Source organism: Streptomyces sp. NPDC048671, assembly GCF_055587045.1.
On the sequence record NZ_JBVJHB010000002.1, the window covers coordinates 313,902 to 335,833 of the forward strand.

A 21,932-nucleotide genomic window follows, 5' to 3' on the forward strand; every position below is an offset into this window, starting at 1 on the left:
TTCACTGGCATTGCCCGGGGCGATCGCGTCCGGGTCCGCGCGACGACCGGGAGGCGTCCCCATGGGGGCTGGGCACGATCACGGACATTCGCACGGCGGCCCCGCACCCACCGGCACGGCGGCCGCCGCGTACAAGGGACGGCTGCGGATCGCGCTGGGCATCACGCTCACCGTGACGGTCATGGAGATCGTCGGCGGGCTGCTGTCCGGCTCCCTGGCGCTGATCGCCGACGCGGCCCACATGGCGACCGACGCGCTGGGCCTCGGCATGGCTCTGCTGGCGATCCACTTCGCCAACAAGCCGGCCGGACCGAACCGCACCTTCGGCTACGCCCGAGCCGAGATCCTCGCCGCGCTGGCCAACTGTCTGCTGCTGCTCGGGGTCGGCGGCTACCTCCTCTTCGAGGCGGTGGAGCGCTTCGTCAGTCCGGCCGAGACCAGGGGCGGGCTGACGATCGCCTTCGCCCTGGTCGGCCTGGTGGCGAACATGGTGTCGCTGTCGCTGCTGATGCGCGGGCAGAAGGACAGCCTCAATGTGCGGGGCGCGTATCTGGAAGTACTCGCGGACACCCTCGGTTCGGTGACCGTGCTGATCTCGGCGGGCGTCATCCTGGCCACCGGCTGGCAGGCCGCGGACCCGATCGCCTCGCTGCTCATCGGCCTCATGATCGTTCCGCGTACGGTGAAGCTGCTCAGGGAGACGCTGAACGTCCTGCTGGAGTCGGCGCCCAAGGGTGTCGACATGGGTGAGGTGCGCGATCACATCACGGCACTGCCCGGAGTGCTGGACGTCCATGACCTCCACGCCTGGACGATCACCTCCGGCATGCCGGTGCTCTCCGCCCATGTGGTGGTGCACCAGGAGCTGCTCGACTCGATCGGGCACGAGAAGCTCCTGCACGAACTGCAGGGCTGTCTCGGAGACCACTTCGACGTCGAGCACTGCACCTTCCAGCTGGAGCCGAGCGGGCACGCGGAGCACGAGGCGAAGCTCTGCCACTGAGCGCATGAAGGCCCGCGGTCGCGAGAGGGCGACGGGCGCGGGAGGCCCGCCGGAATCCCCGATGTACGGTGGAATCCCCTCTCGATCAAGGGTTCTCACGTTGACCGACAAAGATCACGACACTCGCCGGACCAGGCGATGACGGCGCTGGCGCTCGATGATTCCGGGCCGGTTCCCCGGGGCACGATTCAGTATCCGGCGGCGTTCGGCGTCTGAGGTGTGTGTCCGTGACCGTGGCATCGCGGCGCCGGACATGCCAGGACCCGAAGTGCGGACAAGCCGCTTTTGTGCGGCAGACTTGAGCAGACTCGACGGGACCGGCGCACGGGGCCGGGACCACAGCGAAGGATGGGTATGCCGACCACATCAGCCACCGCGGCGAACACCTCGTCGAACGGCGCAGCAGAAGCGATCATGCTCGAACTGGTCGACGAGAACGGCACCACCATCGGCACGGCGGAGAAGCTCGCCGCCCACCAGGCACCGGGCCAACTGCACCGCGCGTTCTCGGTGTTCCTCTTCGACGAGCAGGGCCGGCTGCTGCTGCAGCGGCGCGCCCCGGGCAAGTACCACTCCCCCGGTGTCTGGTCCAACACCTGTTGCGGTCACCCGTACCCGGGCGAGGCGCCCTTCGCCGCCGCCGCCCGGCGGACGTACGAGGAGCTGGGCATCTCCCCCTCGCTGCTGGCGGAGGCGGGCACCGTCCGCTACAACCACCCGGACCCCGCCTCGGGTCTGGTGGAGCAGGAGTTCAACCACCTCTTCGTGGGCATGGCGCAGGACCGGCTGCGGCCGGATCCGGAGGAGGTGGGCGAGACGGCGTTCGTATCGGCCGGGGAACTGGCCGAACGGCATGACCGGGCGCCGTTCTCGGCCTGGTTCATGACGGTGCTGGACGCCGCCAGGCCCGCGATCCGGGAGCTGACCGGTCCGGCTGCCGGCTGGTAGGCGGGGCCACCGGCGTGGCGGGGTCAGGGGCGCGGGCCGAGCGGCAGGGCCGCCCAGATGACCTTTCCGCCGCCCGCGGTGTGCTCCACGTCGCAGGCCCCGCCCGCCTCCCGGGTGATCTCCCGGACCAGCAGCAGTCCGCGCCCGCCCGTCTGCGCGTAGTCGGTCTCCAGCGCCGTCGGACGGTACGGATGGTTGTCCTCGACGGACACCCTGACCCAGTCGGCACCCACGGCCACCTCCACGGCGAGCTCCGGAGAGAGCAGCGCCGCGTGCTTCACGGCGTTGGTGACCAGCTCGGAGACGATGAGCAGCAGCCCCTGGGCGACCTCGTCGTCCAGGGGTACGCCCTGGCGGTCCAGCAGATCGCGTACGGCGTGCCGGGCCCGGGGTACGGAGACTTCCGTGGCCGGGGCGGTGAACCGCCAGACCCCTTCGTACGGCACGGGCCTGGCGGGGACACTCCCGCGGCTCTCCATAGACCGGTACCCGCTCTCCACTCGATGGTGACTGCACGTCGAGTACAGAGTGCGGGGCGTAGTCGGCCCGGCCCATGCCACTAGCAGAAGTCGACCTCTATCGACAGAACTTGACCGGACAGCTGTGGGTACGTCAGCTATCGGACCGTTTTTGCTCGTCCCCTGAAAGCTGGTCCTGCCCCACCCCGATCGCGAAGAGCCCGAGTCCGTCGAGGAGCAGGGCGGGCGAGAGGGCCCCTTCTTGATCACAGGTTCGAACGGTACGGATAGCATCCGGCGCATGGACCGTACGGAACCCCGGCTGGAGCTCACCGTCGCGGACGGCGTCGCCACCCTCGTGATCAGCAACCCCGCCAAGCGCAATGCGATGACGGCCGCGATGTGGCAGTCGCTGCCCGTGCTGCTGGAAGAGCTGGCCGCCGACTCCTCGGTGCGCGCGCTGGTGCTGACGGGCGCCGGGGACACCTTCTGCGCCGGAGCGGACATCTCCTCCCTCCGCGATCCCTCGGGCGCCCCGCAGGAGCTCGCGGTGGCGGCCGAGGAGGCGCTCGCCGCCTTCCCCCTGCCGGTCGTCGCGGCGGTGCGCGGCTACTGCGTGGGCGGGGGAAGCCAGCTGGCGGCCGCCTGCGATCTGCGGTTCGCCGAGGAGGGGGCGTTGTTCGGCGTCACCCCCGCCAGGCTCGGGATCGTCTACGCCGCGTCGTCGACCCGCCGGCTGGTCGCGCTGACGGGCCCGGCGACGGCGAAGCACCTGCTCTTCTCCGGCGAGCTGATCGGTACGGACCGGGCGCTGCGGACCGGTCTGGTCGACGAGGTGCTGCCCGCCGGCGAGCTGGACGAGCGGGTGGAGGCGTACGTCCGGGTCCTGGTGTCCCGTTCCCGGCTGACCCAGTCGGCCGCGAAGGAGTTCGCCGCGGGGCACGAGGACCGGGACGCCCACTGGGCGGACCAGGCACGCCGCAGCGGCGACACCGCCGAGGGGGTCGCCGCGTTCCTGGAACGGCGCACGCCCCGCTTCACCTGGCCGTCCCGGACCTGACGCTCCCCGCCTCACCCGGCATGCCCCTCACCGCTACCGGAGGATGAAGCGGCTCTTGGCGCGCCACTCCTCGACCAGCTCGGGCGGCGCCTTGTCGGGGGACCCCGCGTCGTACGGCGGCTGCGGGTCGTACTCGGTCAGCAGCTGCACCGACTGGGCGTGCCGCTCGCCCGCGATCCGGCCCAGCAGGGTGAGGCCCATGTCGATGCCGGACGAGACGCCCGCGGCCGTGACGTACTTGCCGTCGATGACGACGCGTTCCCCGGTCGGCTCCACGCCGTAGTCCCTCAGTGCGTCGAGGGCGAGCCAGTGCGAGGTCCCTCGCCGCCCCCTCAGGAGCCCGGCGGCCGCGAGCAGCAGGGAACCCGTGCAGACGGAGGTCGTCCAGGTGCTGGTGGCATCGGCGGTGCGCAGCCAGCCGAGCAGGGTCTCGTTCTCCATCTGGGCGCTCTGCCCCGGGCCGCCGGGGACGATGACCAGATCGGGCGCCGGGACGTCGTCGAGCGTCCGCTCGGCGACCAGCGACAGGCTGCCGCTGTCGTTGCGCACCGGGCCGGTCCGCTCGGCGACGAAGACGGTCTCGGCGCCGGGCGTACGGGACAGGATCTCGTACGGTCCGACGGCGTCGAGCGCGGTGAAGCGGTCGAAGAGGACGATGGCGATCTGCATGGGTGGCTGCCTGCCTTCGGTCAGTGAGGGAGGGTGACGGACTCGGTGGGGCGCGGCCGGTCGACGGGTTCGCCGGCCGGCCGGTGACTGAACCGTCTGCGGTACTCGGCGGGCGCGGTGCCCAGCGCCTTGACGAACGCGCGGCGCATCGCCTCCGGCGTGCCGTAGCCGCACACCCGCGAGATACCGGCGACACCGTCGGAGGTGTCCTCCAGGAGCCTGCGGGCCTGTTCGAGACGGACGAGGTCGACGTACCGGCCGGGTGTCATACCGGTCTCGGCCCGGAACGCACGGGCGAAGTGGCGCGGCGAGAGCCGGACGCGGGCGGCGAGGGCCTCGACGGACAGGTTGTCGCCGGGGTGTTCGGTGATCCAGTGCTGGACCTCGCGCAACGGTTCGCGCCGGGCCGTCTGCGCGGTGAGCTGGGCGCTGAACTGGGCCTGGTTCCCCGGCCTGCGCAGAAAGACCACCAGATGCCGGGCGACCGTGAGCGCCACGTCCCGGCCATGGTCCTCCTCGACCAGTGCGAGCGCGAGATCGATGCCCGCGGTGACTCCGGCGGAGGTGGCCAGCCTGCCGTCCCGCACGAAGATCGGTTCCGGGTCGACCTCGACGGCCGGATAGGTGCGGGCGAGGTGGTCGCAGAGCGTCCAGTGCGTGGTCACCCGGTGCCCGTCCAGCTGTCCGGCCTCGGCGAGCAGCAGGGCGCCGGTGCAGACGGAGACGAGCCGTTCGGCGTGCGGGGCGTGCTCGCGCAGCCAGTCGACGAGGGCGGGGGCGGGGGCGCGGGTGCCCTGTCCGCCGGGAACGAGGAGGGTGTGGGCGCGCCCGGCGTCCGCGAGGCTGCTGTCGGGGACGAGCGTGAGCCCGCTCGACGACCGGACCGGTGCGCCGTCCAGCGAGGCGGTGCGCAGTTCGTACGGGGCCTCCGGGAACCGGGAGGCCCCCGCGAAGACCTCCATCGGCCCGCTCACATCGAGGCTCTGGACGCCGTCGAAGAGGACGACGAGCACGGTTCGCTGCTTCATGCCTGCCATCCTGTGCGGCCTCCGGGATGGCCGCAATGACGGGTTCCCCACCTTTCCTGCCATGACGGACCGCGACGCACTTCACGCGCGGCCCGGGGTTCCCCGCCGTACCGACCAGTCGGTAACGTGCGGGCATGAGTACTCTGCCGCCCCGCGCCGGACGCCGCTGCCACAACGCCCTCAACCCTCTGCACTCCGCGCTCTACTTCTCCCCCGACCTCGGCAAGGAGTTCGGCGGGATCGGAATCAAGGATGCGTCCGCCGCGTATTTCGCCTCGCGCGCGGCCGCTTTCGGGGCCGTCGGCCCCGGTACGGTCACCGCGACCTTCTACAACTTCAACCACGACCTCGTGGCCGCGCACCTGCCCGCCGTCTGGGACATCGCCTCGCCCGAGGCCGTGCTGGCGGCGCGGCTGCGTGCCGTCGACTCGACGCTGCGCCGGCTCCTGGGCGAGGAGACCATCGCCTCCCCGGAGCTGGCCGAGGCCGCCCAGCTGGCGCTCCGCGCCGTCGCGGGCTGCACGCGACACGCCCGGCCGCTGTACGCGGCGCACGCCGATCTCCCGGTGCCGGAGCAGCCGCACCTGGCGTACTGGCATGCCGCGACACTGCTGCGTGAGCACCGTGGTGACGCCCACCTCGCCGCGCTCCTCGCGGCCGGTCTCGACCCGGTCGAGGCCCTGGTCAGCCACACCGCCACCGGCAAGGGCATGCCGCCGCGCTGGATCCTGGCCACCCGCGGGTGGCGCCGCGGTGACTGGGAGGACGCTTCCGCGCGGCTGCGCGACCGCGGACTGCTCACCGCCGAGGGCGAGTTGACGGAGGCGGGTGTCCTGCTGCGGACCGGCCTTGAGGAGGACACGGACCGGATGGACCTGGCACCGTACGAGCGGCTCGGCGGTCCGGGCGTGGCCCGGCTGACCGAGCTGGGGCGCGGATTCCTCGGCACGGCGCTGGCGGCCGGCGCGTTCCCGGCGGATCTGAACGGCTGACCCGCCGGGCGGACGACGGCCGGTACATGGGGCGGTCGGGCGACACGGCGCCCGGCCACCCGGCAGAATGCAGGCGAGTGGCCCAGGACCGGTCCGAACCGCGGACCCCGGGGCCCGACCAGCACAGCCAGTACGAGAAGGCGAGTCGGTAAAACCGTGACGACGTCCATCGAAGGCAGGATCGCCGAGGAGCTCGGCGTACGCGAGCGACAGGTGAAGGCGGCCGTCGAGCTGCTCGACGGCGGATCGACCGTGCCGTTCATCGCGCGCTACCGCAAGGAAGCGACCGAGATGCTCGACGACGCGCAGCTGCGCACGCTCGAGGAGCGGTTGCGGTATCTGCGGGAGCTGGAGGACCGCCGTGCGGCGGTCCTCGAATCCGTGCGGGAGCAGGGCAAGCTCGACAGCGCGCTGGAGGCGCGGATCCGGGCCGCCGACACGAAGGCGCGCCTTGAGGACATCTATCTGCCGTTCAAGCCGAAGCGGCGGACCAAGGCGCAGATCGCCCGGGAGGCCGGGCTCGAACCGCTCGCCTCGGGCCTGCTGGACGACCCGTCGGTGGATCCGCTCGTCGCGGCGTCGGCCTTCGTCGACGCGGACAAGGGCGTCGCGGACCCGGCGGCGGCTCTGGAGGGGGCCCGCGCCATCCTCGCCGAACGGTTCTCGGAGGACGCCGATCTGACCGGCGAGCTGCGTGAGCGCATGTGGACGCGGGGCCGGCTGGTGGCGAAGGTGCGGGACGGCAAGGAGGAGGCGGGCGCCAAGTTCGCGGACTACTTCGACTTCACCGAGCCGTTCACCGCGCTGCCCTCGCACCGGGTGCTCGCGATGCTGCGGGGCGAGAAGGAGGACGTTCTCGACCTCGTCCTGGAGCCGGAGGAGCCGTCCGGGGAGCCCGGCCCGTCCTCGTACGAGAACATGGTCGCCCGGCGCTTCGGGGTGAACGACCGCGGGCGTCCCGGGGACAAGTGGCTGGCCGACACCGTGCGCTGGGCCTGGCGCACCAGGCTCCTGGTCCACCTCGGCATCGACCTGCGGCTGCGGCTGCGTACGGCGGCGGAGGACGAGGCGGTACGTGTCTTCGCGTCGAACCTGCGCGATCTGCTGCTCGCCGCACCGGCCGGGACGCGGGCCACCCTGGGGCTCGACCCGGGGTTCCGTACCGGGGTGAAGGTCGCCGTCGTCGACGCGACCGGCAAGGTCGTCGCGACCGATGTCATCCACCCGCACGTCCCGGCGAACAAGTGGGACCAGTCGCTGGCGAAGCTGGAGCAGCTGGCGAAGGCGCACGATGTCGACCTGATCGCGATCGGCAACGGCACGGCGTCGCGCGAGACGGACAAGCTCGCCGGTGAGCTGTGCGACAAGCACCCGGAGTTGAAGCTCACCAAGGTGATGGTGTCGGAGGCCGGCGCCTCCGTGTACTCGGCGTCCGCCTTCGCCTCGCAGGAACTCCCGGACATGGACGTCACGTTGCGCGGCGCCGTCTCGATCGCGCGCCGGCTCCAGGACCCCCTCGCGGAGCTGGTGAAGATCGACCCGAAGTCGATCGGGGTCGGGCAGTACCAGCACGACCTGTCCGAGGTGAAACTGTCGCGCTCGCTGGACGCGGTCGTCGAGGACTGCGTGAACGGCGTCGGGGTCGACGTCAACACCGCGTCGGCGCCGCTGCTCTCACGCGTCTCCGGCATCGGCTCGGGGCTCGCGGAGAACATCGTCGCGCACCGCGACACCAACGGCCCGTTCCGCTCCCGCAAGGGGCTCAAGGACGTGGCCAGGCTCGGCCCGAAGGCGTACGAGCAGTGCGCGGGCTTCCTGCGGATCCGGGGTGACGACCCGCTGGACGCGTCCAGCGTGCACCCGGAGGCGTACCCCGTGGTCCGGGCGATGGTGAAGCGGACGGGCGGTGACGTCGCCTCCCTGGTCGGCAACACCGGTGTGCTGCGGTCCCTGCGGGCGGACGACTTCGTGGACGAGAAGTTCGGGCTGCCGACCGTCACCGACATCATCAAGGAGCTGGAGAAGCCGGGGCGCGACCCTCGTCCGGCGTTCAAGACGGCCACCTTCAAGGAGGGCGTCGAGAAGCTCGGCGATCTGGTGTCCGGAATGGTGCTGGAGGGGGTCGTGACGAATGTCGCGGCGTTCGGCGCGTTCGTGGACATCGGGGTGCACCAGGACGGCCTGGTCCATGTGTCGGCGATGTCGAGGACGTTCGTGAAGGACCCCCGCGATGTCGTGAAGCCGGGTGACATCGTGAAGGTCAAGGTCATGGAGATCGACATCCCGCGGAAGCGGATCTCGTTGACGCTGCGGCTGGACGACGAGGCGGGGGCGGGTTCGGGCCCGGCGGCCGGAGCGGGGTCCGGGTCCGAGTCCGGCGGATCGGGACCCGGCGGCTCCGGCGCCGAGCGGGGCGGGCGTCCGCCGCGGCAGCGGCAGGGGCAGGGCGGTGCGGGGCCGCGTGGCGGTCAGGGCGGTCAGGGGCGTGACCGGCGCGGTGGCGGCGGTGGCAACGGCGGCGGTGGCGGGCGTCAGGCGCCGGCCGCGGCTCCGGCCAACGGGGCGATGGCGGACGCGCTTCGGCGGGCGGGCCTGCTGGATCCGAAGCAGGGCGGCAAGAAGCGGTAGCGGGAGCCCGGATCGGGGCGGGGTGGCGAGGGGTTCGCCTGCGGCGGGCCTGCTCCCCTCCCCGCCCCTTCCCGTGTCCGGGCCCCGCCCCTCAAGCGCCGGAGGGGCCGGGATGTACGCGGGGCCGTCGGTCAGATCTCCGTGAGCCTTCCGGCCGCCACCTCGACGCGGCGCGTCGTACGGACCGCCTCCAGCATCCGGCGGTCGTGCGTGACCAGCAGCAGTGTCCCCGTGTACGAGTCCAGCGCCGATTCCAGCTGCTCGATCGCCGGCAGGTCGAGATGGTTCGTGGGCTCGTCCAGGACGAGGAGGTTGACGCCGCGGCCCTGGAGCAGGGCGAGTGCCGACCGGGTCCGTTCGCCCGGGGAGAGCGTGGTCGCCGGGCGCATCACATGGTCGGCGCGCAGACCGAATTTGGCGAGGAGGGTGCGGACCTCGGCCGGCTCGGTGTCGGGGACGGCCGCGCAGAACGCCTCCAGCAGGGATTCCGTACCGTGGAACAGCTTCCGCGCCTGGTCCACCTCACCGACCACCACACCCGAACCCAGGCTCGCGTGCCCCGATTCCAGCGGGAGGCGGCCGAGCAGAGCGGCCAGCAGGGTCGACTTCCCGGCACCGTTGGCACCGGTGATGGCGATCCGGTCCGCCCAGTCGATCTGGAGCGAGACCGGGCCGAACACGAAGTCCCCGAGCACGACCTGTGCCTCGCGCAGGGTCGCCACGACGGAGCCGGAACGGGGGGCGGAGGCGATCTCCATCCGCAGCTCCCACTCCTTGCGCGGCTCGTCCACGACATCGAGGCGCTCGATCATGCGCTGGGTCTGGCGGGCCTTCGCGGCCTGCTTCTCGCTCGACTCGCTCCGGAACTTGCGGGCCATCTTGTCGGAGTCGCCGGCCTTGCGGCGCGCGTTCCTGACGCCCTTGTCCATCCAGGAGCGCTGCATCAGGGCGCGGCCTTCGAGCGCGGAGCGCTTGTCGGCGAACTCCTCGAACTCCTCGCGGGCGTGCCTGCGGGCCCGCTCGCGCTCCTCCAGGTACGCCGCGTAACCACCGCCGTAGAGGTTGATCTGCTGCTGGGCCAGGTCGAGTTCGAGGACCTTGGTGACCGTGCGCATCAGGAATTCGCGGTCGTGGCTGATGACGACCGTGCCGGCGCGCAGCCCGGAGACGTACCGCTCGAGCCGCTCCAGGCCGTCGAGGTCGAGGTCGTTGGTGGGTTCGTCGAGCAGGAAGATGTCGTAGCGGGAGAGCAGCAGCGAGGCGAGGCCGACGCGGGCCGCCTGGCCACCGGAGAGCGTGGCCATCGGCAGGTCGAGACCGACGGTCAGGCCGAGGTCGGCGGCGACCTCCTCGGCCCGTTCGTCCAGGTCGGCGCCGCCGAGGGCGAGCCAGCGCTCCAGGGACTCGGAGTACGCGTCGTCGGAGCCGGGCGTCCCGTCGACGAGGGCCTGGGTGGCGGTGTCCATCGTCGCCTGGGCCTCGGCGACGCCCGTCCGGCGGGCCAGGAACTCCCGTACGGTCTCGTCGGGGCGCCGCTCCGGTTCCTGCGGCAGATGGCCGACGGTGGCGGTGGGCGGGGAGAGCCGCAGCTCGCCCTCCTCCGGCTGGTCGAGCCCGGCGAGCAGCCGCAGGAGCGACGATTTTCCGGCGCCGTTCACTCCGACGAGACCGATCACGTCACCGGGAGCGACCACGAGGTCGAGTTCGGCGAAGAGAGTGCGGTCGCCGTGTCCGGCGGCGAGGTCCTTGGCGACGAGGGTGGCAGTCATCAGGGTGTCGATCCTAATCGGCGGCCGGGGCTGCCGGCGGCGGGCCCCGGCCGCGTGACCGGCACGCTCCCCGCCGTCATGCGTACCGTCGCCCCCGGGGCATCGCCGTGCCCGCGCGCCTGGGCTAGGGTCCTTCCCCTGGATCGAGTGGACCGGGCCCGGACCGGGCCCGGCGAGAGGCCCTGGCGTCCGGGCCCGAACGGGGTCCGGACAGAGATGAGCGGCGGTGCGGCAGTGTCGGAAGTGATCGTGGTGGGCGGTGGGGTCAGCGGCCTCACCACGGCGGTGGTGCTGGCCGGGCACGGTCACCGGGTGCGGGTCTGGTCCCGGCAGCCCGCGGCGGCCACGGCTTCGGCGGTGGCGGGCGCCCTGTGGTGGCCGTACCGGATCGAGCCGCTGGACCGGGTCGGCGACTGGTCGCTGACCTCGCTGCGCTGGTACGAGGAGCTGGCCGCCCGTCCGCAGGAGACCGGGGTACGGCTGGTCAGCGGCCTGCACCGGGGCGAGCGGCTCGCGGCGCTCGGGGCGTGGGCCGGGAAGCTGGACGATGTGGTGGAGAGCGCCGAGGGGCTGCGGTGCCGGCTGCCGCTGATCGACATGCCGGTCCATCTGGACTGGCTGGAGGAACAGGTCAGGGCGGCCGGGGGCTCGGTCGAGCGGCGCACGGTCACCTCGTTCGACGAGGCGGCGGCCGAGGCGGCGACGGTGGTCAACTGCACGGGTCTCGGTGCCCGCGAGCTGGTCCCGGACACCGGGATGCGCCCGGTCCGCGGTCAGCTGGTCATGGTGGAGAACCCGGGGATCGATGAGTGGTTCACCGAGGCGGACCCGGCGTCGAGCGCGACGACGTACTTCTTCCCGCAGCCGGGCCGGCTGGTGCTGGGCGGCACCGCCGGGACGGACGACTGGAGCACCGTGCCCGACCCCCGCGCGGCCGAGGAGATCGTGGCGCGGTGTGCCAGGGTCCGGCCGGAGATCGCCCGCGCTCGGATCATCGGGCACCGGGTGGGGCTGCGGCCCGCCCGGGACGCGGGGGTCCGCATCGAGGCCGAGCCGCTGCCCGGCGGCGGGCGCCTGGTCCACAACTACGGACACGGGGGCGCGGGGGTGACGGTGGCCCTGGGGTGCGCGCAGGCGGCGGCCCGGCTGGTGGGCTGACCCACCGCGCGCCGGGCAGGCGGGTACGGCGGCCCCCTCGGGCGGCGCCCGGCTGGTACGGCGTACGGCGCGCCCTCAGTCGGCCGCCGGGCTCGAACCGCCGGCCTTGTCCCCGTGTTCGGTGGTGATCTGGCTGCCGCCGGGGCCGATCCGGATCTCGAAGTCACCGTCGTACTTCGCGTGGCCCTCGATGACCGCGGACTCGACCGCCTCCACCCCGAACTCGCGGCGCACGATGAGCGGGTCCTCGCGCAGGTCCCGCATCAGGGACACACACATGCCGATCATGACGATCGTGAAGGGCGCGGCCACCAGGATGGTCAGGTTCTGCAGGCCGGCCAGCGCATCGCCCTTGCCGTTCCCGATCAGCAGCATGACCGCCCCCACCGCACCGGTGGTGACGCCCCAGAAGACGATGACCCACTTGGCCGGTTCGAGGACGCCCTTCTGGGACAGGGTGCCCATCACGACGGAGGCGGCGTCCGCGCCCGACACGAAGAAGATGCCGACCAGGATCATCACCAGCAGACTCATCACCGTGGGGATGGGGAACTGCTGGAGTACGCCGAAGAGCTGGGCCTCCTGGGTCTCGGCGCCGTTCAGCTTCCCCGCCTCCTGGAGCTTGATGGCGGTGCCGCCGAAGATCGCGAACCAGACCAGGCTGACCGTGCTGGGGACCAGGATGACCCCGCCGATGAACTGACGGATCGTCCGGCCGCGGCTGATCCTGGCGATGAACATGCCGACGAAGGGGGTCCAGGAGATCCACCAGGCCCAGTAGAAGACGGTCCAGCTGCTGAGCCAGTCGGCGACCTCTCCCTTGCCGGTCGCCTCGGTGCGGCCGGCGAGCTGGGGCAGATCACCGATGTAGGCGGCGATCGAGGTGGGCAGCAGGTCGAGCACGATGATGGTGGGGCCCGCGATGAACACGAAGACGGCGAGGATCAGGGCGAGCACCATATTGATGTTGGACAGCCACTGGATGCCCTTCTCCACACCGGAGATCGCCGAGGCGACGAAGGCCGCGGTCAGCACGGCGATGATCAGTACGAGCAGTCCGGTGCTCGTCTTCTCCATCCAGTTCAGCTCGTGGAAACCGCTGCCGATCTGGAGGGCTCCCAGCCCCAGCGAGGCGGCCGAGCCGAAGAGCGTGGCGAAGATGGCGAGGATGTCGATCAGCCGGCCGACGCCGCCGTGGGCGTGCCGGGCGCCGATGAGCGGTTCGAAGACGGCGCTGATCGTCTGCCGCCTGCGGCGCCGGAAGGTGCTGTACGCGATGGCGAGACCGACCACCGCGTAGATCGCCCAGGGGTGGAGCGTCCAGTGGAAGAGGGTGGTGGCCATCGCCGTCTGCATCGCGTCGGCGGCGTCGGCGGGATGGGTGCCGGGCGGCGGGTGGACGAAGTGTGCCAGGGGCTCACTCACTCCGTAGAACATCAGGCCGATGCCCATACCGGCGCTGAACATCATGGCGACCCAGGACACCGTCCGGAATTCCGGCTCCTCGCCCTCCAGGCCGAGGGTGATCTTTCCGTAGCGGCTGACGGCGAGCCAGAGCGCGAAGATCACGAATCCGGAGGCGGCCAGCATGAAGGCCCAACCGCCGTTGTGCATGAGGCCGTTGAGCAGGGTGCTGGAGACGCTCTCCAGCGAGTCGGTGGCGGTGGCCCCCCAGACCACGAAGGCGAGGGTGAGGACGGCGGTGACGCCGAACACCACCCGGTCGGTCGTGGGGCGCCGGCCCTGGGTCGGGTCGCCGGGCAGATTCGCCGCCGTCACCGACAGATCCCCCCTGCCGCCCGTTCTCTGATCGTCCTGCGACACGAATGGCACCTTTCAAGGAAGCTGAATTTTCGCTCTCCGTAGGCAGTACCACACGCGGTGCACATCTCCCGGGATCAACAAGCGGTATCGGCTTGCCCGTTTGTGAGGTGATATGCCGCATCCCCGTCCAGAAGGAGCGGGATCAGCCGCCGGGCGGGCTGGGCCAGCGGTACGTACACGCCGTCACCGTCGGGCCGGGAGGTGACGCCGTGCAGGGCGAGTTCGTCCCCGACCCGGGCGAACCGGGCCGCCGTGAGCCGGTAACCGCAGGGCGGGTGCGTGAGGATCTCGCCGGGCCCCGCCGCCTCGTTGTCGGCCCCGCCGAACCGGACCGGGCCCCGGTCGGTGAACCCGGCCGCCCGGGAGCGGGCGGTGGCGGCGGCGATCTCGCCGCGCCGCTCCTCGACGTAGGAGAAAAGACCCTTGAGCGCGGCGAGTTGGGAGTGCACCCGGCGGCGGTTGTTGAGTGCGGGGTCGGCCCGCTCGGCTTCGGTGAGCGCGTCCACGCGGGACTCGACGAGCAGGGCCACGGCATGCTTGACGCCCGCCGCATTGCGCAGGATGCGCTCCTGCCCGTCGCCCGCGGTCTGCTTGACCGGCCGGCCGGTGACCGGGTCGGTCCAGATGCCGTAGAGCCCGCTGTCGTGTCCGGCGTCGCCGGCGGCCGGGCGCACATGGTGTCCGGCCAGGAGCTTCGATTCGTCGTGCAGCCGGCCCTGGACATTGGGATTGCGTGGCCACAGGACGGTCAGGTCCTTGTCGTAGTACGGCGGGGTCGCGCCGTACTCGTGCAGGTCGTAGACCACATCGGGCCGGTGGTCCCGGAGGACTGCCGCGATGGCGCGGCCCTCGGCGGTCCGCAGCGCGATGTGGTCGCGGTTGATGTCCACGTCGTCGGAGTTGCCCCGCGTTCCGGCGGCGCGGCCGTCGGGGTTGGCGGTGGGGATGACGAGGATCTCGGTACGGGAGAGAAGGTCCCGGGTCGCCCGGTCCCCGGCGTATCCGAGGTCACGGATCACCGTCAGGCAGGCCTCGCGGGCGGCGGGTTCGTCGCCGTGCTGACTGCACACGAGGAGCACGGTGAGGGCGGCCGGGCGCCGGCTGCCGATCCGGACGAGCCGCAGCGGGCGCCCCTGCTTCGTCGTACCGATCCGCTCCACGGAGACCCGGCCGCTGCGCCGGCCGGCGGTCGCGAGCAGGGAGCGTTCCTCGGCCGGGCCGGTCCAGCGCGCCCCGCCGGTGGATTCGAATCCGGTGGGCGGCGGTGTCCGCGCGGCCTGCGCGGACCCCGTGAGCAGCACACCGGCCAGCGCGGTGGCGAGGGCCGTCTGCGCGAGCCCGCGGACCCGGCGACGGCCCGCCCGCCGCTCGCGGCCGTCCGGTGCGCGGCCCGTCATCGGCCGAAGGCTCCCGTGCCGCGCGGACCGCCGGCGGGGGCCGGGACGGGCTGTCTGTACGTCGAGCGGGCACCCCGCGCACGTGTCGGCATGGGCGGAAGGTACCGTGGCCGGCGCCCGCGCGACAGGCCCCCCGGTCAGCGCTCCGCGAAAGGCCCTAGGCTGGCGAGGTTCGTGCTGTTCGGCCGGGCCCCGGCCGTCTCCGGCCCCCTCTCGCGCCTCCGAGGAGCGTCCCTTGCCCCGTCCGACCCCCGATGCCCCTCACGACGCACGCCCCACACTGGAAGCCGTGGCAGCCCGCGCCGGGGTGTCCCGGGCAACGGCCTCCCGGGTGGTCAACGGCGGTGCCGGGGTACGGCAGCCGCTCGTGGAGCAGGTGCGCAAGGCGGTCGATGAGCTCGGCTACATACCGAACCACGCCGCCCGGACGCTGGTGACCCGGCGCAACGGAGCCGTCGCCGTGATCATCGACGAACCCGAGATCCGGATCTTCTCCGACCCCTTCTTCTCCCAGCACATCCGCGGAATAAGCCGTGAACTCATCACCTACGACGCACAGTTGGTGCTGCTCCTGGTGGAGGGAAGCGGGGACTTCGACCGGGTCACCCGCTATCTGGCCGGTGGCCACGTGGACGGTGTGCTGGCGTTCTCGATGCACACGGACGACGAACTGTCCGCGGTCATCCGCCGGTTCCGGGTACCGACGGTCTACGGCGGGCGCCCCGGACGGCCGGGCGCCGCCTCCGGGCTCGCGGTCCCCTACGTCGACTGCGACAACCGCGGCGGCGCCCGCGAGGCCGTGCGCCATCTGGTCTCGCTCGGCCGCCGGCACATCGCGCACATCGCGGGCCCGCGCGACCAGACCTCGGCGCTCGACCGGGTCGACGGCTACTTCGACGTGCTGCCCGACGGCGATCCCGCGCTGGTCGCGGACGGCGACTTCACCGCGGAGGGCGGCGCCCGCGCCATGGCCGGGCTGCTGGAGAGGCGGCCGGACCTGGACGCGGTCTTCGCCGCCAACGACCTGATGGCCTCGGGCGCCCTGCGGGTGCTGCGCGAGCACGGCCGCCGGGTGCCGCAGGACGTGGCACTGGTCGGCTTCGACGACATGGAGTCGGTGTCCGAGGCCACCGACCCGCCACTGACGACGGTCCGTCAGGACGTGGTGGGAATGGGCCGGTTGATGGTCCGGATCCTGATGGAGCGGCTGAACGGCGGAGCCACCGAACAGGATTCGGTGATCACGCCGACGGAGCTCGTCCACCGCGCGTCGGCCTGACGCACGCACCGGCATGAGGCCGGGCGCCTTCCACCACACACACCGCCGCGGCCCCGCCACGGCGGTGTGAGCGACGACCCGATCCGGGCCGGCGGTGTTGACGCGACCCGTGCAACAAGTCGATAGTATTTGTAACATTGACTCTCTGCTCGAAGTGCCCGTCAGATCCCCTCCGGTTCAAGGGAGTTGGACCGGAGGGCGCCGCACGCACCGCCCGACAGGAGGGCGCACCATGGGCCGCTACAGCCGCCTTCGTGAGATACGCCGAATGGATCCCGTCCGCGACTGCGCCGAGATACTCCGGCTGATCTCGCAGTACGAGTTCCCCTGGGACTACCGGCAGGGGGTGAGCGTCGCGTTCCTCCGCGACTACGGGGTCCCCCGCATCTCCGTCCTCCTGGACCGTACGCAGGAGTTCGAACGGTCCGGACAGAAGCGCTACGACGACACGGTACTGATCGGGTACGAGATGGCCGCCGACGGCTTCGACTCGGAGCGCGGGCGGGCGGCGGCCCGCCATCTCAACCGCATCCACGGCAAGTACCGGATACCCAATGAGGACTTCCTGTACGTCCTGGCGACCACGGTCGTCGGGCCGAAGCGCTGGATCGACCGGTTCGGCTGGCGGCCCCTGTGCCCGGTGGAGACCGAGGCGCTGACCGAGGTGGGCCGGAAGATGGCCGCGATGATGGACATCGAGGGCGCGCCGGACACCTATGAGGGGTTCGAGCGGCTGCTGGACTCCTACGAGGAGCGGATGTTCGCCTACGACCCGGCGAACCGGCGGGTCGCCAACGCCACGTTCCGGATCATGGCGAGCTGGTACCCGCGCCCGCTGCGTCCGGCGATCGCACGGTTCTCGCTCGCGCTGCTGGACGAACCGTTACTGCGGGCCCTGGGGTTCAGGGCGCAGCCCCGCTGGGTCCGGTCGGCCGCCGCGGGAACGCTGCGGGCCCGCTCGCGGTGTGTGCGTCTGCTCCCGGCCCGGCCCCGGTGGCTGCCCTCGCGCCCGCAGCCGCGTTCCTACCCGTTCGGCTGGCGGCTCGACGATCTGGGCCCGCACTGGGCGGGCAGCCGGCCCGTGGAGCCGCTGCCCGACGAGCGTCACCCCACGCCTTCGGGGTCGCCGCTGAACAGGTGCGCGGATCAGCGCACCCGGGAGGTGTTCGAACGTCCCGTCTAGGCGACGGCGATCAGCGGTACCAGGTAGCTGCGGGCGAACGCCCGCAGCTGCTCGTCGTCGTCGAGCTCGAAACAGCTCACCGGGTTGAGGAGGAAGGAGACCGTGATGCGCACCATCAGCTCGGCGACGGGTGTCGCATCGGCCTCGGGCCTCCCCTCCGCACGCCGGGCCTCGCGCAGTCGGCCGGCCACGTAACCGCGCATGGCGACGAGGGCCGGCCCGCTCTCCACCGTCAGGAACGGGAGCATGATCTCCGGCTCCAGCCTCAACAGACCGCCGACCAGCGGGTGTTCGCGGATGTGGCCGAGGACGGCCACGAACCCTTCGACGATCCGGTCCTCGGTGGTGGGCAGCGCGGCGACCGCCTCGTCCACCTCGACGACGAAGCGCCGGTACTCCCGCAGCAGGCAGGCCGACACCAGGCCGTCCTTGTTGCCGATCCGCCGGTACACCGTCACGCGCGAGACCCCGGCCCGCTTGGCGACGTCGTCGACGGTGGAGCGGCGCAGCCCGAAGGTCATGAACTGCTCACGAGCGGCGTCGAGGATCTGCTCGGTCAGCGCGTCGGAGGGCGGTGTCTCGCCGAGCGCCCGGACGAGCAGTGTTTCGTCCGTACTCCGTGCGGCCATGGGCCCTCCCCGTTCTCCGCCGGTTCCGGTCCACCATAGCGGCGCCGGAACACAGAGCCGTTGCCCGTCTCTCTGTATCCGCTCGCTGTCCGCCTGTTATCCGCGCGGGGACGAGGACAGGGGTGCGCCGACGGCCGCGCCCCGTACGTAACGATCTCCGTCATGGCGCCGGCGTACGAGCCGGCACCGACAGTCGGTGCGTCATCTCCCCTCGTCGGGCTCCGGCCGGTACAGCGCGTCGATGGTGTCGGCGTACCTGTCCCTGATCGCCTTGCGCCGCAGTTTCAGCGAGGGGGTCAGCTCGCCGGTCTCCGGGCCCCACTCCTCCCCGAGCAGGCGGTGGCGTTTGATCTGCTCGGTCCGGTTGAGCCGGGCGTTTGCCGCCCGTACGGCCGCTGCGACCTCCTCCCGGACGGCCGGGTGGCCGGCCAGTGCGGAGGCGTCCGCGTCGATGCCCCGGGCGGCCGCCCAGGCCGGTGCCGTATCGGGGTCCAGGACCAGCAGGGCCACCAGGTAGGAGCGGCCGTCGCCGTGGACGAGGGCCTGGCCGATCAGGGGGTGTTCCTTGAGGGTGTTCTCGACCAGTGCCGGGGAGACGTTCTTGCCGGTCGAGGTGACGATCATTTCCTTCTTGCGGTCGGTGAGCCAGAGGTGGACGTGCGAGGCACGGAAGACGGAGAGGTAGATGCCGAGCATCCGCTCCGCGATATGGGCGAGGGGCAGATAGCAGATGTGCTCGACGTGGCCGGGGAGTTCGACGACACGGGGTCCGCGGGGAGTCTCAGGGTCGTGGGCACGGCCGCCTCCTGTCGCCCTTCGGCCGGACCGTGCGGGCCCGCACCTGGGGGTGGACTGCGCTTCGCTGCTGCCGGAGACTTTCACAACAGTGGTGAGACAGCAATACTGTTGAACCTGATTGACGCACACGCCCAGCAGTTCAGCCGCGGGGTCGGACACGAGGAGCAGATATGGCGACCGGGACCGAGGAGCCGACGCTCACCGTCGACGAGCTGGCGGCGCGTGCCGGGGTGACCGTGCGCACGGTGCGCTTCTACAGCACCCGCGGGCTGCTGCCGCCGCCGGTGATCGGGCCGCGCCGGGTGGGGCACTACGGGCACGACCACCTCTCCCGGCTCGCGCTCATCGAGGAGCTCCAGCACCAGGGCATGACGCTCGCCGCGATCGAACGCTATCTGGAGCAGCTGCCGCCCGATCTGAGCGCCCAGGATCTGGCGATCCACCGGGCCCTGGTGGCGACCTGGGCACCGGACTCGGCGGAGGACTCGACCCGCGCGGAGCTGGAACGCCGCGCGGGGCGGGCGCTGACCGAGCAGGATCTCGACCGGCTGGCCGCGATGGGTGTGCTGGAACGGGCCGATCCGGGCGAGGCCCCCTACCGGGTGGATCCGGGGCTGCTGCGGCTCGGTGTGGAACTGCTCGACGTGCCGATCGCGCACGAGACGATCCTGGCCGCCCGGACGGTCCTGCTGGAGCACACCCGCTCGGCCGCCCAGCAGCTGACCCGGCTGTTCCGGGACGAGGTGTGGAGCCCGTACCGGGAGCGGGAGGCCGATCCGGAGCACGTCAGGGCGATGAAGTCGCTGTCGGCGCACATGCAGCCGATGGTGCTCCAGGCGCTGGTGACCGCCTTCCAGCGGTCGCTGAAGGAGGAGCTGCGGGCCGCGTTCACCGCTGAGTGAGTACGGCCCGCAGCGCCCGGCGTCAGTCGTGGAAGGTCTCGCCCCGCTCCGCCTTCGCGACGAGCGACGCGGGCGGCAGGAAGCGGTCGCCGTACCGCTCGGCGAGTTCCCGGGCGCGGGCCACGAAACCGGGCAGGCCGCCCTCGTACCCGTTGATGTACTGGAGCACGCCGCCGGTCCACGGCGGGAAGCCGATGCCCATGATGGAGCCGATGTTGGCGTCGGCGACGGTGATCAGTACGTTCTCCTCCAGGCAGCGGACGCTGTCCAGGGCCTCGGAGAAGAGCATCCGCTCCTGCATGTCGGTGAAGGAGACGTCCGTCCGCGGCCGGGTGAAGTGCTCGCGCAGGCCGGGCCAGAGGCGGGTGCGCCTGCCGTTCTCGTCGTAGTCGTAGAAGCCCGCGCCGCCGCTGCGTCCCGGGCGTCCGAACTCGTCGACCATCCGGTCGATGACCGAGTCCGACGGGTGGCCGGCCCAGCTGCCGCCCGCCGCCTCGACGGCCCGCCTGGTCTCGTCGCGGATCTTGCGGGGCAGGGTGAGGGTCAGCTCGTCCATCAGGGAGAGCACCTTGGCCGGGTATCCGGCCTGGGCGGCGGCCTGCTCGACGGAGGCGGGCTCGACGCCCTCGCCGACCATCGCGACGCCCTCGTTGATGAACTGGCCGATGACGCGCGAGGTGAAGAAGCCGCGCGAGTCGTTGACGACGATCGGCGTCTTCTTGATCCGGCGGACCAGGTCGAAGGCGCGGGCCAGGGCCTCGTCGCCGGTCTTCTCGCCCTTGATGATCTCGACGAGCGGCATCTTGTCGACGGGTGAGAAGAAGTGCAGCCCGATGAAGTCGGCCGGGCGCGAGACCCCTTCGGCCAGGGCCGTGATGGGCAGGGTGGAGGTGTTGGAGCAGAGCAGGGCGTCGGGCTCGATGACGTCCTGGATCTCCTGGAACACCTTGTGCTTGAGCGCGGTGTCCTCGAAGACGGCCTCGATGACGGCGTCGCAGCCGGCGAGGTCGGCCGGGTCGCCGGTCGGGGTGATGAGGGCGAGGAGCTCGTCGCGCTTCGCCTCGGTCGTACGTCCCCGGGACAGCGCCTTGTCGAGCAGCTTCTCGCTGTACGCCTTGCCCTTGGCGGCGGCCTCGGCGGAGACGTCCTTGAGGACGACCTCGATGCCGGCGCGGGCGCAGGAGTAGGCGATGCCCGCGCCCATCATCCCGGCGCCGAGTACGGCGACCTTGCGGACCTGGCGCTCCTCGACGCCCTTGGGGCGGCTGGCGCCGGAGTTGACGGCCTGGAGGTCGAAGAAGAACGCCTGGATCATGTTCTTCGAGACCTGGCCGGTGACCAGCTCGGTGAAGTAGCGGGCCTCGATGGTGAGCGCGGTCTCGAAGTCGACCTGCGAACCCTCGACCGCCGCTGCCAGGATGTTGCGCGGCGCGGGCATGGGGGCCCCGGCGAGCTGCTTCTTCAGGTTGGCCGGGAAAGCGGGCAGGTTGGCGGCGAACTTGGGGTTCGACGGGGTGCCGCCGGGGATCCGGTAGCCCTTGACGTCCCAGGGCTGCTGCGACTCGGGGTTGGCGTCGATGAAGGCGCGGGCCCGGTCGAGCATCTCCCCACGGGTGGCGGCGACTTCGTGGACCAGGCCGTTCTCCAGGGCGCGCCGCGGGGTGTACTGGGTGCCCTGGAGCAGCACCTTCAGCAGCGCGTCCGCGATGCCCATGAGGCGTACGGTGCGGGTGACGCCGCCGCCCGCGGGCAGCAGGCCGAGGGTGACCTCGGGCAGGCCGATCCGGGAGCCGGGCGCGTCGAGGGCGACGCGGTGGTGGGAGGCGAGGGCGATCTCGTAACCCCCGCCGAGGGCGGCTCCGTTGATGGCGGCGACGACGGGCTTGCCGAGGGTCTCGATGCGGCGCAGCGAGCGCTTGATCGCGGTGCCGGTGTCGAAGGCGGCCTGGGCGTTCTCGGGGCCGACCTTGATCATGTCCTTGAGGTCGCCGCCCGCGAAGAAGGTCTTCTTGGCGGAGGTGTAGATGATGCCGCGGATGGAGTCCTTCTCGGCCTCGGCGCGGTCCGCGACGGCCTCGATGGAGTCCTTGAAGGCCTGGTTCATCGTGTTGGCGGACTGGTCGGGGTCGTCGAGTACGAGGGTGACGACGCCGGTCCCGTCCTGTTCCCAGCGGATGGTCGTGCTCTCGGTCATTGCTCTTCTTCTC

General features: G+C 71.7%; 17 protein-coding genes and 1 pseudogene. 9 read left to right on the forward strand and 9 right to left on the reverse strand.

Annotated features, from left to right (window positions below):
- Positions 1 to 61 precede the first annotated feature (61 nt).
- Together ACZ6S6_RS05835 and idi are read left to right on the forward strand one after the other, a co-directional pair.
- The gene (locus ACZ6S6_RS05835; RefSeq protein ID WP_362952644.1) at positions 62 to 1,003 is read left to right on the forward strand and encodes a cation diffusion facilitator family transporter; all 942 of its coding nucleotides are present in this window, start codon (positions 62 to 64) and stop codon (positions 1,001 to 1,003) included.
- Between the two features lie 354 nt (positions 1,004 to 1,357).
- A complete protein-coding gene (gene idi, locus ACZ6S6_RS05840; RefSeq protein WP_362952642.1) occupies positions 1,358 to 1,951 on the forward strand; it encodes an isopentenyl-diphosphate Delta-isomerase in 594 nt (197 codons plus the stop codon).
- A gap of 23 nt (positions 1,952 to 1,974) precedes the next feature.
- Here the strand turns inward: idi and ACZ6S6_RS05845 are convergent, their stop codons facing one another.
- Entirely contained in the window at positions 1,975 to 2,430 is a 456-nt protein-coding gene (locus tag ACZ6S6_RS05845; RefSeq protein ID WP_362952640.1) for an ATP-binding protein, read from the reverse strand.
- A gap of 280 nt (positions 2,431 to 2,710) precedes the next feature.
- Between ACZ6S6_RS05845 and ACZ6S6_RS05850 the strand changes: the two genes are divergently transcribed.
- Positions 2,711 to 3,469 (forward strand): enoyl-CoA hydratase/isomerase family protein, encoded by a 759-nt coding sequence (locus ACZ6S6_RS05850; RefSeq protein ID WP_469704116.1) that lies wholly within the window; start codon positions 2,711 to 2,713, stop codon positions 3,467 to 3,469.
- A gap of 33 nt (positions 3,470 to 3,502) precedes the next feature.
- Here the strand turns inward: ACZ6S6_RS05850 and ACZ6S6_RS05855 are convergent, their stop codons facing one another.
- Together ACZ6S6_RS05855 and ACZ6S6_RS05860 are read right to left on the reverse strand one after the other, a co-directional pair.
- On the reverse strand, positions 3,503 to 4,138 hold the full coding sequence (locus tag ACZ6S6_RS05855; RefSeq protein ID WP_362952636.1) for a DJ-1/PfpI family protein: 636 nt from the start codon (positions 4,136 to 4,138) through the stop codon (positions 3,503 to 3,505).
- Positions 4,139 to 4,158: 20 nt separating this feature from the next.
- Positions 4,159 to 5,166, reverse strand: coding sequence for a GlxA family transcriptional regulator (locus tag ACZ6S6_RS05860; protein ID WP_469704117.1), 1,008 nt, complete (start codon positions 5,164 to 5,166; stop codon positions 4,159 to 4,161).
- 134 nt (positions 5,167 to 5,300) lie between these two features.
- Between ACZ6S6_RS05860 and ACZ6S6_RS05865 the strand changes: the two genes are divergently transcribed.
- Positions 5,301 to 6,158: an SCO6745 family protein gene (locus ACZ6S6_RS05865; RefSeq protein ID WP_469704118.1), complete on the forward strand. Its 858-nt coding sequence runs from the start codon at positions 5,301 to 5,303 to the stop codon at positions 6,156 to 6,158.
- A gap of 156 nt (positions 6,159 to 6,314) precedes the next feature.
- Complete coding sequence (locus tag ACZ6S6_RS05870) at positions 6,315 to 8,786, forward strand: Tex family protein (protein WP_469704119.1); 2,472 nt, start codon at positions 6,315 to 6,317, stop codon at positions 8,784 to 8,786.
- 131 nt (positions 8,787 to 8,917) lie between these two features.
- Here the strand turns inward: ACZ6S6_RS05870 and ACZ6S6_RS05875 are convergent, their stop codons facing one another.
- The gene (locus ACZ6S6_RS05875; protein ID WP_469704120.1) at positions 8,918 to 10,555 is read right to left on the reverse strand and encodes an ABC-F family ATP-binding cassette domain-containing protein; all 1,638 of its coding nucleotides are present in this window, start codon (positions 10,553 to 10,555) and stop codon (positions 8,918 to 8,920) included.
- A 216-nt stretch (positions 10,556 to 10,771) separates the two neighbouring features.
- On the opposite strand from ACZ6S6_RS05875, the gene ACZ6S6_RS05880 reads away from it, so the two are divergent.
- Positions 10,772 to 11,713 carry an FAD-dependent oxidoreductase gene (locus ACZ6S6_RS05880; RefSeq protein ID WP_362952625.1) on the forward strand — a complete coding sequence of 314 codons (942 nt, stop codon included), beginning with the start codon at positions 10,772 to 10,774 and terminating at the stop codon, positions 11,711 to 11,713.
- Positions 11,714 to 11,788: 75 nt separating this feature from the next.
- Here ACZ6S6_RS05880 and ACZ6S6_RS05885 read toward each other — a convergent pair whose 3' ends face one another.
- Complete coding sequence (locus ACZ6S6_RS05885; RefSeq protein ID WP_362952623.1) at positions 11,789 to 13,537, reverse strand: BCCT family transporter; 1,749 nt, start codon at positions 13,535 to 13,537, stop codon at positions 11,789 to 11,791.
- Between the two features lie 74 nt (positions 13,538 to 13,611).
- Entirely contained in the window at positions 13,612 to 14,934 is a 1,323-nt protein-coding gene (locus ACZ6S6_RS05890; protein WP_469704121.1) for a M14 family metallopeptidase, read from the reverse strand.
- Positions 14,935 to 15,169: 235 nt separating this feature from the next.
- Here ACZ6S6_RS05890 and ACZ6S6_RS05895 point away from each other — a divergent pair, with 235 nt between their 5' ends.
- Both ACZ6S6_RS05895 and ACZ6S6_RS05900 read left to right on the forward strand, forming a co-directional pair.
- Positions 15,170 to 16,213 (forward strand): LacI family DNA-binding transcriptional regulator, encoded by a 1,044-nt coding sequence (locus tag ACZ6S6_RS05895; RefSeq protein WP_362952619.1) that lies wholly within the window; start codon positions 15,170 to 15,172, stop codon positions 16,211 to 16,213.
- Between the two features lie 232 nt (positions 16,214 to 16,445).
- Positions 16,446 to 17,396: an oxygenase MpaB family protein gene (locus tag ACZ6S6_RS05900; RefSeq protein WP_469704122.1), complete on the forward strand. Its 951-nt coding sequence runs from the start codon at positions 16,446 to 16,448 to the stop codon at positions 17,394 to 17,396.
- Here the strand turns inward: ACZ6S6_RS05900 and ACZ6S6_RS05905 are convergent.
- Positions 17,393 to 18,025 (reverse strand): TetR/AcrR family transcriptional regulator, encoded by a 633-nt coding sequence (locus ACZ6S6_RS05905; RefSeq protein ID WP_363077405.1) that lies wholly within the window; start codon positions 18,023 to 18,025, stop codon positions 17,393 to 17,395. The genes ACZ6S6_RS05900 and ACZ6S6_RS05905 overlap by 4 nt on opposite strands.
- Before the next feature lie 201 nt (positions 18,026 to 18,226).
- Positions 18,227 to 18,679: pseudogene (locus ACZ6S6_RS05910) on the reverse strand (long-chain fatty acid--CoA ligase); the annotation flags it as partial.
- 314 nt (positions 18,680 to 18,993) lie between these two features.
- Here ACZ6S6_RS05910 and ACZ6S6_RS05915 point away from each other — a divergent pair.
- On the forward strand, positions 18,994 to 19,725 hold the full coding sequence (locus ACZ6S6_RS05915) for a MerR family transcriptional regulator (protein WP_362952613.1): 732 nt from the start codon (positions 18,994 to 18,996) through the stop codon (positions 19,723 to 19,725).
- 22 nt (positions 19,726 to 19,747) lie between these two features.
- On the opposite strand, the gene ACZ6S6_RS05920 is transcribed toward ACZ6S6_RS05915, so the two are convergent.
- A complete protein-coding gene (locus ACZ6S6_RS05920; protein WP_469704123.1) occupies positions 19,748 to 21,919 on the reverse strand; it encodes a 3-hydroxyacyl-CoA dehydrogenase NAD-binding domain-containing protein in 2,172 nt (723 codons plus the stop codon).
- Positions 21,920 to 21,932: the final 13 nt, after the last annotated feature.

Coding starts and splice junctions, on each gene's coding strand:
- ACZ6S6_RS05835 (WP_362952644.1), top strand. CDS start 62: ATGGGGGCTGGGCACGATCACGGACATTCGCACGGCGGCCCCGCACCC.
- idi (WP_362952642.1), top strand. CDS start 1,358: ATGCCGACCACATCAGCCACCGCGGCGAACACCTCGTCGAACGGCGCA.
- ACZ6S6_RS05845 (WP_362952640.1), bottom strand. CDS start 2,430: ATGGAGAGCCGCGGGAGTGTCCCCGCCAGGCCCGTGCCGTACGAAGGG.
- ACZ6S6_RS05850 (WP_469704116.1), top strand. CDS start 2,711: ATGGACCGTACGGAACCCCGGCTGGAGCTCACCGTCGCGGACGGCGTC.
- ACZ6S6_RS05855 (WP_362952636.1), bottom strand. CDS start 4,138: ATGCAGATCGCCATCGTCCTCTTCGACCGCTTCACCGCGCTCGACGCC.
- ACZ6S6_RS05860 (WP_469704117.1), bottom strand. CDS start 5,166: ATGAAGCAGCGAACCGTGCTCGTCGTCCTCTTCGACGGCGTCCAGAGC.
- ACZ6S6_RS05865 (WP_469704118.1), top strand. CDS start 5,301: ATGAGTACTCTGCCGCCCCGCGCCGGACGCCGCTGCCACAACGCCCTC.
- ACZ6S6_RS05875 (WP_469704120.1), bottom strand. CDS start 10,555: ATGACTGCCACCCTCGTCGCCAAGGACCTCGCCGCCGGACACGGCGAC.
- ACZ6S6_RS05880 (WP_362952625.1), top strand. CDS start 10,772: ATGAGCGGCGGTGCGGCAGTGTCGGAAGTGATCGTGGTGGGCGGTGGG.
- ACZ6S6_RS05890 (WP_469704121.1), bottom strand. CDS start 14,934: ATGACGGGCCGCGCACCGGACGGCCGCGAGCGGCGGGCGGGCCGTCGC.
- ACZ6S6_RS05900 (WP_469704122.1), top strand. CDS start 16,446: ATGGGCCGCTACAGCCGCCTTCGTGAGATACGCCGAATGGATCCCGTC.
- ACZ6S6_RS05905 (WP_363077405.1), bottom strand. CDS start 18,025: ATGGCCGCACGGAGTACGGACGAAACACTGCTCGTCCGGGCGCTCGGC.
- ACZ6S6_RS05915 (WP_362952613.1), top strand. CDS start 18,994: ATGGCGACCGGGACCGAGGAGCCGACGCTCACCGTCGACGAGCTGGCG.
- ACZ6S6_RS05920 (WP_469704123.1), bottom strand. CDS start 21,919: ATGACCGAGAGCACGACCATCCGCTGGGAACAGGACGGGACCGGCGTC.